This window comes from Stutzerimonas chloritidismutans, from assembly GCF_038562055.1.
Lineage (GTDB): Bacteria > Pseudomonadota > Gammaproteobacteria > Pseudomonadales > Pseudomonadaceae > Stutzerimonas > Stutzerimonas chloritidismutans_A.
The window spans coordinates 224293-235424 of record NZ_JBCFXD010000001.1; the positions used below are offsets into that span (position 1 = coordinate 224293).

11 protein-coding genes are annotated in these 11132 nt (G+C 62.7%); 3 read left to right on the top strand and 8 right to left on the bottom strand.

The genetic code is table 11. The features are described from left to right. Nucleotides 1-81: 81 nt before the first annotated feature. The 7 genes from AAGW23_RS01020 to bioB form a co-directional block, all read right to left on the bottom strand. A complete protein-coding gene (locus AAGW23_RS01020; RefSeq protein ID WP_342404481.1) occupies nucleotides 82-1887 on the bottom strand; it encodes a phenylacyl-CoA dehydrogenase in 1806 nt (601 codons plus the stop codon). Nucleotides 1888-2125: 238 nt separating this feature from the next. Continuing rightward, the gene (locus AAGW23_RS01025; protein WP_342404482.1) at nucleotides 2126-2383 is read right to left on the bottom strand and encodes a hypothetical protein; all 258 of its coding nucleotides are present in this window, start codon (nucleotides 2381-2383) and stop codon (nucleotides 2126-2128) included. Nucleotides 2384-2472: 89 nt separating this feature from the next. Continuing rightward, nucleotides 2473-3171 carry a dethiobiotin synthase gene (gene bioD / locus AAGW23_RS01030; protein WP_342404483.1) on the bottom strand — a complete coding sequence of 233 codons (699 nt, stop codon included), beginning with the start codon at nucleotides 3169-3171 and terminating at the stop codon, nucleotides 2473-2475. Beyond that, the gene (gene bioC / locus AAGW23_RS01035; RefSeq protein ID WP_342404484.1) at nucleotides 3168-3992 is read right to left on the bottom strand and encodes a malonyl-ACP O-methyltransferase BioC; all 825 of its coding nucleotides are present in this window, start codon (nucleotides 3990-3992) and stop codon (nucleotides 3168-3170) included. The genes bioD and bioC overlap by 4 nt, the downstream gene beginning before the upstream one ends. Further along, complete coding sequence (locus tag AAGW23_RS01040; RefSeq protein WP_342404485.1) at nucleotides 3989-4711, bottom strand: alpha/beta fold hydrolase; 723 nt, start codon at nucleotides 4709-4711, stop codon at nucleotides 3989-3991. The genes bioC and AAGW23_RS01040 overlap by 4 nt, the downstream gene beginning before the upstream one ends. After that, the gene (gene bioF / locus AAGW23_RS01045; protein WP_342404486.1) at nucleotides 4704-5885 is read right to left on the bottom strand and encodes an 8-amino-7-oxononanoate synthase; all 1182 of its coding nucleotides are present in this window, start codon (nucleotides 5883-5885) and stop codon (nucleotides 4704-4706) included. Before bioF ends, AAGW23_RS01040 begins: the two co-directional genes overlap by 8 nt. Before the next feature lie 105 nt (nucleotides 5886-5990). Then, the gene (bioB, locus tag AAGW23_RS01050; protein ID WP_102837550.1) at nucleotides 5991-7049 is read right to left on the bottom strand and encodes a biotin synthase BioB; all 1059 of its coding nucleotides are present in this window, start codon (nucleotides 7047-7049) and stop codon (nucleotides 5991-5993) included. 93 nt (nucleotides 7050-7142) lie between these two features. On the opposite strand from bioB, the gene AAGW23_RS01055 reads away from it, so the two are divergent. Both AAGW23_RS01055 and AAGW23_RS01060 read left to right on the top strand, forming a co-directional pair. Then, nucleotides 7143-7853, top strand: coding sequence for a ComF family protein (locus AAGW23_RS01055; protein ID WP_342404487.1), 711 nt, complete (start codon nucleotides 7143-7145; stop codon nucleotides 7851-7853). 64 nt (nucleotides 7854-7917) lie between these two features. Then, nucleotides 7918-8892 carry a serine/threonine protein kinase gene (locus AAGW23_RS01060; protein ID WP_342404488.1) on the top strand — a complete coding sequence of 325 codons (975 nt, stop codon included), beginning with the start codon at nucleotides 7918-7920 and terminating at the stop codon, nucleotides 8890-8892. A gap of 162 nt (nucleotides 8893-9054) precedes the next feature. On the opposite strand, the gene AAGW23_RS01065 is transcribed toward AAGW23_RS01060, so the two are convergent. Continuing rightward, nucleotides 9055-9894: a 23S rRNA (adenine(2030)-N(6))-methyltransferase RlmJ gene (locus AAGW23_RS01065; RefSeq protein ID WP_342404489.1), complete on the bottom strand. Its 840-nt coding sequence runs from the start codon at nucleotides 9892-9894 to the stop codon at nucleotides 9055-9057. A 144-nt stretch (nucleotides 9895-10038) separates the two neighbouring features. Here AAGW23_RS01065 and AAGW23_RS01070 point away from each other — a divergent pair, with 144 nt between their 5' ends. Then, on the top strand, nucleotides 10039-11082 hold the full coding sequence (locus tag AAGW23_RS01070; RefSeq protein WP_342404490.1) for a nitronate monooxygenase: 1044 nt from the start codon (nucleotides 10039-10041) through the stop codon (nucleotides 11080-11082). Nucleotides 11083-11132 lie beyond the last annotated feature (50 nt).

Below are 11132 nucleotides of genomic sequence, written 5' to 3' on the forward strand. Positions count from 1 at the left end.
GTGAACAACAATGACTGGCATAGCGAAAAACAGACAAAAAAAACCGCTGCCGTAGCAGCGGTTTCTTTTTTGCGAGAGACCTTAGTAGGCCAGCTCGAAGTGCGCCTCGTCCATGTCCATCAGGTTGTCAGCACCGGACAGCATGGCTTCCACGTGCATGCGGGTACGCGGCAGGATGCGTTGGAAATAGAAACGCGCGGTCTGCACCTTGGCAGTGTAGAAGCCATCTGCGTCTTCGCCGGCCGCGATCTTTTCCGAAGCCAGGCGCGCCATGTCGGCCCAGAAGTAGGCCAGGCAGGCATAACCGCAATACATCAGGTAATCCACCGAAGCGGCGCCGACTTCTTCGCGGTTCTTCATCGCGGCCATGCCGACCTTCATGGTCAGGTCGCCCCACTCCTTGTTCAGCTTGGCCAGTGGCTCGACGAACTGCTTGACCGCCTCGTTACCTTCGTTGGCCTGGCAGAACTTGTGCACGACCTTGGTAAAGCCTTTCAGCGCCTCGCCCTGGGTCATCAGCACCTTGCGGCCCAGCAGGTCGAGCGCCTGGATCCCGGTGGTGCCTTCGTACAGGCAGGAGATACGGCTGTCACGCACGTTCTGCTCCATACCCCACTCGGCGATGAAGCCGTGGCCGCCGTAGATCTGCACGCCATGGTTGGCCGCTTCAAAGCCAACTTCGGTCATGAAGGCCTTGGCGATCGGCGTCAGGAACGCCAGCATTGCATCGGCGGCCTTGCGCTGTTCTTCGTCCTTGCTGCGCTGGGTGATATCGACCTGCTTGGCAGCGAAGTAAAGCATTGCACGATTGCCTTCGGCAAAGGCCTTCATGGTCAGCAGCATGCGACGTACGTCCGGATGCACGATGATCGGGTCAGCGGCTTTCTCAGGTGCCTTCGGGCCGGTCAACGAACGCATCTGCAGGCGCTCACGCGCATACTTGATGCCTCCCTGGAAACCGATCTCGGCGTGAGCCAGACCCTGCAGCGCAGTACCCAGGCGTGCGGTGTTCATGAAGGTGAACATGCAGTTCAGGCCCTTGTTCGGCGGGCCGATCAGGAAGCCGGTGGCACCGTCGAAGTTCATCACGCAGGTGGCATTACCGTGGATGCCCATTTTGTGCTCGAGCGAGCCACAGGACACACCGTTGCGCTCGCCCACGCCGCCTTCAGCGTTCGGCAGGAACTTCGGCACGATGAACAGCGAAATACCCTTGGTGCCTTGCGGCGCATCGGGCAGGCGAGCCAGAACGATATGGACGATGTTATCGGCCATGTCGTGTTCACCCGCAGAAATGAAAATCTTGGTGCCCGAAACCTTGTAGCTGCCATCAGCCTGAGGCTCGGCCTTGGTGCGCAGCATGCCCAGGTCGGTGCCGCAGTGCGGCTCGGTCAGGCACATGGTGCCGGTCCACTCGCCCGACACCAGCTTGGTCAGATAGGCCTGCTGCTGCTCGGGCGTGCCGTGCTCGTGCAGGGTATTCATGGCGCCATGAGACAGGCCGGGGTACATGCCCCAAGACCAGTTGGCTTCGCCGACCATTTCGCTGATGGCCATGCCCAGCGATTCAGGCAAGCCCTGGCCACCGTGCTCGACATCATGAGCCAGGCTCGGCCAGCCGCCTTCGACGAACTGCTGATAAGCCTCTTTGAAGCCGGCCGGCGTCTTCACGCCGCTTTCGCTCCAGGTGCAACCTTCGATGTCGCCCACGCGGTTGAGGGGGGCAATCACCTGCTCACAGAACTTGGCGCCTTCATCGAGAATGGCGTTGACCATGTCCGGGGTGGCGTCTTCACAACCCGGTAGGCTTTGGTAGTGCGCTTCGTAGCCGAGCAATTCGTCACGTACAAAGCGGATATCGCGCAAGGGGGCCTTGTAGTCAGGCATATCGTAAACCTCAGCAGTGGGTTCTTGATTCAGGCGGCTGGCAGATCAGCCACGCTTGATTTGATTGGACCATCCGGCATCGCCCCGGCAGGTCAAACAGGCGTTTGAAACATACGTTTAGGCCTGATCGATGTCAAGCAGCGACCATGACGCCATTCGTCGGCATCTGAATAACCATAGACAGGGAGAGAGGTGCTCGAGATCGGGCGAGACGGCCGGCCAGAAAGGCCGGCGCAGGTCAGGCTTTGGTGTTGACCAGGGTGCCGAGCACTTCGTCAGCCGTCTGCAGCAGGCGAACGCCGGCCTTGGCCTGATGCTCACCCACTTTCATCTGAACCAGCTGCTCGGTCAGCTCGACCGTGTCAGCCACGGCCTGAGAGGTTTGGGCAGCCGGCAGTGTGCGATCAGCCACGACGCCACTGGCCTGGTCAACTCGCGGCTGTCCGGCTTGGTACGCGCCAAGGCCGGCAGATAAAAGGCTGTTGTTGATCTGCATGATTCAACCCCTCTGAGATCACATAGCTATCATTGATACCGGAGCCGATCCGCTGACGCCAGTTCCACGTCGCTATAACAAACGCGTGTTCACGCCCTGAACGGCATGAGCCGGAGCGCTGATAGGTCGAGGTAGCGCGCAACCTCCGCCGGGCTTGCAGTCGCCAAGCGCGGCACCCGACCGAGGCATGGTGCCTCAAGGCGCTGCTCCAAGGTCGCGAGATTTTCCTGCAACCGTGAGGTGGCAGGATCGACGATGTTGGCGACCCAGCCTGCCAGCCTAAGTCCATCTCGCTCGATGGCCTCGGCGCTGAGCAGCGCATGGTTGATACAGCCAAGGCGCACGCCGACCACGAGGATGACCGGGAGGCTGAGCGCTATGGCGAGATCGGAAAGTGTTTCGTCTCCAGCCAGCGGCACGCGCCAACCACCTGCGCCTTCCACCAGCGCAAACTGAGCGTGCAACGCCAGCACTCGACGAACCGGCTCGGCCAGCGCCGCGACAGTCAGGTCGACACCGGCCTCGCGAGCGGCCAGATGCGGAGCTATCGCCGGTTCGAAGGCCATAGGATTGACCTGTTCGTAGCGCAGCGGCAGTGTGCACTCACCGAGCAGCGCCAGCGCGTCGCTGTTGCGCAGGCCGTTGGCCGTAATTTCGCAACCGGATGCCACAGGCTTCACCGCCGCCGTACTGAGCCCGGCCAGCCGCGCGGCATGCAGCAGCCCGGCAGCAATGGTGGTCTTGCCGACTTCGGTATCTGTGCCGGTGACGAAATGAGCCGTGGTCATGTCATTTCCTTGCGCAACACGCCATACACAACCTGATAGGTCGCAGGGAGCCCGCTCGGCGTACGGAACCGTTCGTAGGCATCGATCAGCGCACGAATACGTGCGCGACCGGTCAGCCCACCCGGACGGCCAGGGTTGAGATTATGTGCGCCGAGCGCCTTGAGTTCACTCGTCAGCTGCCGCAGCTCAGGGAAATGCAGCACCTGCGGCTCGACCTCCAACCGCTCCAGCTGCAAACCACTGTGAGTGCAGTGATGCTGGTACGCGCCGAACGAACGAAAGCGATTCACGTGGGCAAAACCGTCCACCGCCTGCCAGCTGTCGCGCAGTTCTTGCAGCGTGCCACTGCACAGACTGCTGAAGGCGAACACACCACCGGGACGCAGCACCCGCTTCGCCTCGCCGACTACGGCGGAGAAATCTTCACACCACTGCAGCGCCAGGCTGGAAAAGATCAGATCTACCGACGCATCACGCAGCGGCAAGCATTCGGCATCGCCAGCGACGAAATGGCTGGCGCCGCCCTGAGGTCGGGCGCGGCGCAGCATGCCTTCGGCAATATCCAGCGCGACGCCTTCGCCAGCAGGGAAACGGCTTGCAAGGCTTCGAGAGAAATAGCCGGTGCCACATCCCAGGTCGAGCCAGCGCGCCGGCGCCGTTGAGCAGGGCAGACGCTCGATCAGCGTGTTACCGACCGTGCGCTGCAGATCGGCCACGGCGTCATAGCTGGACGCAGCGCGGGAGAATGACGCCGCGACCTGACGTTTGTCAGGCAGGGCGCTTTCCGTCCCCAACGTCGGTGCCGTGGCCGCATCCGTCATTTTGCTCTGCCCCTGATGAATGCCGCGATGGTTGCCGCCACGTCATCAGGCCGCTCCAGCGGCAGAGCATGGCTGGTCGACGCAATCAGTTCTGCTTCGATGCCCGGCATCCAGCGTCGAAGTGCGTCACAGGCCGTCGGTGGCACCAACGCGTCGCCACCGGCGAACAGGTGTAGTTGCGGTCCGAAATAGCCGTGCAGCGCGCCGCGACCGTCCAGCTCAGCGAGCAACTGCAAGCCGGCATCGAGCACAGCCGGCGCAGAATCGGACCGGCTGACCTCCAGCTGACGGGCCAGCGTTCGCGGATCGTAGCCACCGCGACTGCAGAGCAGACGGAAACGTTTCAATGTTTCCTCGGGATCAAGCCGGAACGCCTCTTGAAAGGCGTCAAAGATATCCGGTGCCATGCCCTCGGGCCATTGTGGCCGAGCGCGGAAGCACGGATTGCTGGCAATGGTGACCAGCCCATGGCAGGAGTCCACGCGCCGCGCTGCGAGCTGCGACGCCAGCATCCCGCCCAACGACCAACCGGCCAACCAGCTGTCATCGGGTACACGGCGGTCGAGTTCATCCAGCCAGGCACCGGCCTCGGCAAGCTCCGGCAAGGGCTCGATGATTACATCGAGATCCGGCGCAAGCTCTGACAAAGCCTCGCACAAAGGCTGCAACGCAGCCGGGCCAAACGCCCATCCGGGCAGCAAAAACAGCTGATCAGGCATTTGCTTCAGGCTCCTCGGCCATTCGATTCCAGCATTCGGCCAGGATATCCAAGAGTCGTTCCACCTGCGCTTCGCTATGCGACGCGCTGAAGGTCACCCGCAGCCGAGCACCGCCGGCAGGCACGGTCGGCGGGCGAATGGCCCCCACCAGAACGCCACGCTCACGCAATGCCGCCGATAGTTTCAGGGCGCGCTCGCTGCTGCCGACAAGTATCGGCTGGATCGGGGTCGGGCTGTCCATCAGGGTCAGACCGATGTCGCCTGCCCGCTGGCGGAACCGTGCAATCAGGTTGTTCAGATGATCCCGACGCCAACCCTCATTGCGCAGCAGCTCCAGACTTTTCAGCGTGGCGCATGCGACAGCCGGCGGCTGGCTGGTCGTATAGATGTACGGCCGAGCGAATTGGATCAGCGTCTCGATCAGCTCCTCGCTGCCTGCCACGAAGGCCCCTGCGGTGCCGAAGGCCTTGCCCAGCGTGCCGACCAGAACCGGCACATCAGCCATGCCCAAACCGAAATGCTCGACGATGCCACCACCGGTATTGCCCAGCGGGCCGAAGCCATGCGCGTCGTCCACCATCACCCAGGCGTTATTGGCGTTCGCAACCGCGCAGAGCGCTGGCAGATCGGCCAGATCACCGTCCATGCTGAATACACCATCGGTGACCACCAGCGTATTGCCGATGGCCTTCTCGAGGCGCTTGGTTAGGCTGTCTGAATCGTTGTGCAGGTAACGGGAGAAGCGAGCGCCACTGAGTAGACCGGCATCAAGCAAGGAGGCATGGTTGATGCGGTCTTCGAGCACCGTGTCGCCCTGCCCCACCAGCGCGGTGACGACAGCGAGGTTGGCCATGTAGCCGGTGGAAAACAGCAGCGCACGCGGCCGACCGGTGAATTCAGCCAAAGCCTCTTCGAGCTGGTGATGCGGAGTGCTGTGCCCCATGACCAAGTGCGACGCACCGCCGCCCACGCCCCAGCGCTCGGCGCCCTGCTGCAGGGCGCGGATCACATCAGGGTGGCTGGCCAGCCCGAGATAGTCGTTGGAGCAGAACGCCAACAACGGTTCGCCATCGACCGTCACCTCCGGCTGCTGCGGTGTTTCCAGCAACGGACGGTGCCGATAAAGATGGGCGGCGCGACGCTCGGCGAGACGGGAAGCAAGATCGAACGGCATGGCAGAAAGGCTTCTGTAGGAGCCAGCTTGCTGGCGAACCTGTAGCTGCGCCTATGTATCGGGCGCTGCGCGGCTACAGGGGGGCGTACTGCTCGTTGGCGCTAATCAGGCCGACGCGGCGTCGTAAAACAGCTTGCTGTCGCGCTGTTCGACCAGCGCCTGCTCAATGGCCGCCTGGTGCACTTCATCGTCGTGCTCTTCGCGCGCTTCAGGCTGAATGCCCAGGCGCTTGAACAGCAGCATATCCTTGTCGGCTTGCGGGTTGCCGGTGGTCAGCAACTTCTCGCCGTAGAAGATGGAATTGGCGCCAGCGAGGAAGGCCAGGGCCTGCATCTGCTCGTTCATTTGCTCACGACCGGCGGACAGCCGCACGTGGGATTTCGGCATCATGATCCGCGCCACGGCAAGCATACGGATGAAGTCGAAGGGGTCGACGTCCTGCTCCTCGGCCAGCGGGGTGCCCTTGACCTTCACCAGCATGTTGATCGGCACCGACTCCGGGTGCTCGGGCAGGTTGGCCAGTTGAATCAGCAGACCGGCACGGTCGTTCAGCGACTCGCCCATGCCGAGGATGCCGCCCGAGCAGATCTTCATTCCCGACTCGCGCACATAGCTCAGCGTCTCCAGACGGTCGGCATAAGTACGGGTGGTGATGATGTTGCCGTAGAACTCCGGCGAGGTATCGAGGTTGTGGTTGTAGTAGTCCAGGCCCGCGGCGGCCAGTGCCTTGGTCTGCTCCTGATCGAGCTTGCCGAGGGTCATGCAGGTTTCCAGACCCAAAGCTTTCACGCCCTCGACCATCTTCAGGACATACGGCATGTCCTTCGCGGACGGGTGCTTCCAGGCAGCACCCATGCAGAAGCGCGTCGAGCCGATCGCCTTGGCTTCGGCAGCCGCTTCCAAGACCTTCTGCACCTCCATCAGCTTTTCTTTGTCGAGGCCAGTGTTGTAGTGGCCGGACTGCGGGCAGTACTTGCAGTCTTCCGGACAGGCGCCGGTTTTGATCGACAGCAATGTCGAAACCTGGACGCGGTTGGCATCGAAGTGCTGGCGATGCACGCCCTGAGCCTGGAAGATCAGGTCATTGAAGGGTTGTTCGAAGAGCGCCTTGACTTCAGCGAGGCTCCAGTCGTGACGGGTAACGGAAGCGGCAGTGGCGCTCATGAGTGTTCCTTGTAATGAATGGCGGCTCAGTGGCCAGGCACGGATGCGAAATGGTTAGCCAAGGCCGAGGCGCTGTCAACCAGGAAAGGAATCATGGTTTACAACTGGTTAAATATTGAGCATTACTGTGCGCTGTGTGATGAGCGCTGCGAAACCGGCCAATCGGTTTGCAGCCCCTGCGAAGCCGAGCTCCCCTGGCTGCGCGAGCACTGCACCCGTTGCGCCTTGCCGTTGCCGGCGTCCGGGCTGATCTGCGGCGAATGCCTGAAGCGGCCGCCCGCGTTCGACCAGGTCAGCGTGCCGTGGCGCTTCGCGTTTCCGGTAGACAGCCTGATCACCCGCTTCAAACACCACGCCCAGTGGCCTCTCGGTCGGCTGCTGGCAGAGCAGCTTTCGCGCCATTTGCAGCACGCCTTCGATGAGGGCTTGCCACGCCCCGACGCCTTGTTACCGGTGCCCCTGGCCCGTAAACGGCTGCGTCAGCGCGGCTTCAATCAGGCGCAGATGATCGCCGATTGGCTGAGCTCGGCATTGACGATCCCAGTCGATACGAAACTCCTCCAGCGGGTTCAGGACACCCAGTCGCAACAGCAGCTCGATGCGGCGAGTCGGCGGCGGAACCTGCGCCAGGCGTTTGCCCTGATCGACGACCGGAGGCTGCCCGGACGTCATCTGGCGATCATCGACGATGTGCTCACCACAGGCGCAACCGCCGAGGCACTGGCCCGCCTGCTCAAGCGGGCAGGGGCGGCGCGTGTGGATGTCTATTGCCTGGCACGAACACCGAAGCCCGGCGAGCAGTAAGGCACTGCGCGGTTGTGTAAACACACCAGTGCAATACACTGGTTGCCCGCCTGCGGAGCCGACCATGAGCCACCCCTTCGACACACTTACGCCTGACCTTGTGCTCGATGCGGTGGAAAGTACCGGCTTTCTCAGCGACGCTCGCGTGCTGGCGTTGAACAGCTACGAAAACCGCGTTTACCAGGTGGGCATCGAGGACGAAACGCCGATCGTGGCGAAGTTCTATCGCCCGGGTCGCTGGAGCAACGAATCCATTCTTGAAGAGCATCAGTTCTCCAGAGAGTTGGCCGATCGAGAGATCCCGGTCGTGGCGCCCGTCGAGCGCGACGGCAAGACCTTGTTCGAACATGCCGGGTTTCGCTTCGCGCTCTTTCCCCGCCGTGGTGGTCGCGCGCCGGAGCCAGGCAATCTGGATCAGCTCTACCGCCTCGGCCAGCTGCTGGGCCGCATGCACGCGGTTAGCGCCAGCCGCCCGTTCGAACACAGGGAAACGCTGAACGCCCAGCATTTTGGCCATGAGTCACTGGCAACGTTGCTCGAAGGGGATTTCGTACCCAAGAGCCTGCTACCCGCTTACGAGTCGGTGGCGCGCGACCTGCTGAAACGCGTCGATGATGTGTTCGCCCGCACCGATTTTCAGCCGATCCGCCTGCATGGCGACTGCCACCCCGGCAACATTCTCGCCCGTGACGATGCGTTCCAGCTGGTTGATCTGGACGATTGCCGCATGGGCCCGTCGGTGCAGGACATCTGGATGATGCTGGCTGGCGAACGTCACGAGCGGCTTGGGCAGCTGTCCGAACTGGTGGACGGCTACAGCGAATTCCACGACTTCGCCCCACGCGAACTGCCGCTGATCGAAGCCCTGCGCGCGCTGCGCCTGATGCACTACAGCGCCTGGCTGGCGCGCCGCTGGGATGATCCCGCTTTCCCCATGAGCTTTCCCTGGTTCGGCACCGAACGCTACTGGGGGGATCAGGTCTTGATCCTGCGTGAGCAGATGTCGGCGCTGCAGGAAGAGCCGCTGAAGCTGTTCTAGCTCAAGCGTTGATCACCGAGCAACTGGCGCATCCTACGACGCTCGGGGCGCTCCTCCGGTGGGCTGAAGCCCACCCTACAGAACCTTTTCGTAGGGTGGATCACGCTGCACCGATCCACCCTACGAACTGTGGACGCTTTCCTAGGCGGGGCTCACGCCGCGTCAGGCCTCTTCGATCAACCAGTCCAGGCGCCAGCCACCTTCGCTCTGACCGAGCAGTTTGGCCAGCCAAGGCAGCAGCTCGCGCAACTCCTCTTCCAGCCCCCATGGCGGATTGCTGATCGCAAGACCCGAGCCGTTCAGCCGCAGCGCCTCGTCGGTGGGGTGGACGTACAGCTCAGCGCGCAGCAATTTGGGTGCACCGCTACGTGAAAGGTCCTGATAGAAGCGCTTGAGCTGCCGCTCATCCTTGATCGGGTACCAGATCACACCGATAGTCTGGCGCATGCGTCCGAGCGCTTCTTTCAAGGCCGTCACGCAGCGGCTCAGCTCGTCGGCCTGCTCGAAAGGCGGGTCGATGAGCAGGACAACGCGCTTTTCGGCGGTCGGCATCAAGGCGCGCGGCACGTACCAACCCTCGCCCAGGTGCACCGCCACACGGCGGTCGCCTGCCATGTTGTCTTTCAGCAGGCGGCCATCTTCCGGGTGCTTTTCGTTGAGCTGCAGGTGATCCTGCGGGCGCGTCAGCTGTCGTGCCAGCTCCGGTGAGCCGGGGTAGTAACGCAGGGTGCCGTCGGGATTGAGTGCACGAATCACGTCCAGATAGCCCTGCGCCATAGCCGGCACATCCTCTGCCTGCCACAGGCGTGCGATGCCTTGCAGCCATTCGCCGGTGCGGCTGGCCTGATCGCCCGCGAGGTCATACAGGCCGACGCCCGCGTGGCTGTCGAGGTAGGCGAACGGCGCCTCCTTGCGCGCCAGCATGGCGAACAGACGGGACAATACGAGGTGTTTGAAGACGTCGGCATGATTGCCGGCATGGAAAGCGTGGCGGTAGTTCATCGGGCACTCCTGAATTGCGCACAGTTTAACTGCGCAGCGCGGCGATTCGCAGGGGCCGCTAAGGTTAGAGTCCACCCGCATGACGAATCCATGACAAACGGCTGCTACAGTCAGCAGCTTCACCCAGCCGATAAAGGAATCATGATGGATATCCGCGCCCTCCTCGCGATCAACTTGCCCGTCATCCAGGCGCCGATGGCCGGCTCGCAGAACCATCAGCTCGCGGCCGCAGTGTCCAATGCCGGCGGGCTGGGTTCGATTCCGGCAGGCATGCTCAATGCAGAGGCGCTTGATGCCGAGCTGGCCGCTATCGCAGCACTGACGCGCAAACCCTACAACGTGAATTTCTTCTGTCATCAGACGCCTGCCGACGACGCCGCACGAACGGAGGCTTGGCTGGCAGCGCTGGCGCCTTTCTTGAAAGAATTCGCCATCGACCCGACGAGTATCCCCGGTGGCGCAACCCGCAAGCCGTTCGATGCTGCAATGGCGGAAGTGGTGGAGCGGCATCGTCCGCCGGTGGTCAGCTTTCATTTCGGCCTGCCAGCGCCAGAACTGTTGAAAAGGGTCAAAGCAACCGGTGCGAAGATCCTCTCCAGCGCCACAACGCTGGAAGAAGGCCGCTGGCTGCAGGCGCAAGGCGTCGACGCGGTGATCGCTCAGGGTGTAGAAGCCGGCGGACATCGCGGCATGTTTCTCAGCGAAGACATCAACGGGCAGCTCGGCACCTTTGCCTTGCTGCCGCAACTGGTTGCCACGCTGGACGTGCCGGTGATCGCGGCCGGCGGGGTTGCGAGTGCCCGCTGCGTATCCGCCGCACAGGCGCTTGGCGCAGCGGGAGTGCAGGTCGGCACCGCTTATCTGCTGTGCGACGAAAGCCGCGCCAGTCCGCTGCACCGCCAGGCCTTGCAGAGCACTGCTGCCGAGCACACCGTACTGACCACTTTGTTCTCCGGACGGCCAGCGCGGGGCATCGTCAATCGCCTGATCCGCGAACTGGGCGCTCGGCCAGACGCCGTACCGGCGTTTCCACTGGCAGGCAATGCTATCGGCAGTTTGCGCGCCGCCGCTGAGCCTCAAGGCCTTGATCACTTCTCACCGCTGTGGGCCGGGCAGAACGTCAGCGGTTGTCAGCCGATCCCGGCGGCCCAGCTGACCGAGGCGCTTGCATCCGGCTGGAAAAGTTAGGCGACAATCAAGGCAGCGCCAGGCGTCGGGGCTGGGTCCATTACGGCGAC